The organism is Photorhabdus viridis (genome assembly GCF_040256935.1).
Taxonomy (GTDB): domain Bacteria; phylum Pseudomonadota; class Gammaproteobacteria; order Enterobacterales; family Enterobacteriaceae; genus Photorhabdus; species Photorhabdus viridis.
On record NZ_JBEJZY010000550.1, the window covers coordinates 1 to 223 of the forward strand.

Consider the following 223-nt stretch of genomic DNA (forward strand, 5'->3'; position numbering starts at 1 on the left):
GGTCAGCACGCCCCAGGGAGGCAGTCCCCCCAGTCGGGCAACGCATTCACGGGCATACGCCTCCCAGCGGGCCTGTTGCTGAAACTGTTGGGGCGACAGGATGGTCCCCGTCACCCAGAGCGGACGATCAATTTTCATGGCGTTACCCCTTGGCTTTCGGCATCTGGGAAACCAGAGACAGATTGACGTCGAGCCCTTCCACCTGAAAATGGGGCACGGCATA

1 protein-coding gene and 1 pseudogene are annotated in these 223 nt (G+C 61.0%); both read right to left on the reverse strand.

Annotated elements, in window-relative coordinates; genetic code table 11:
* A pseudogene (locus ABR397_RS24500) lies at positions 1-138 on the reverse strand (type VI secretion system baseplate subunit TssK); the annotation flags it as partial.
* Between the two features lie 4 nt (positions 139-142).
* Positions 143-223: hypothetical protein (locus ABR397_RS25275; RefSeq protein ID WP_407072909.1), on the reverse strand; the 81-nt coding region annotated here is incomplete at its 5' end.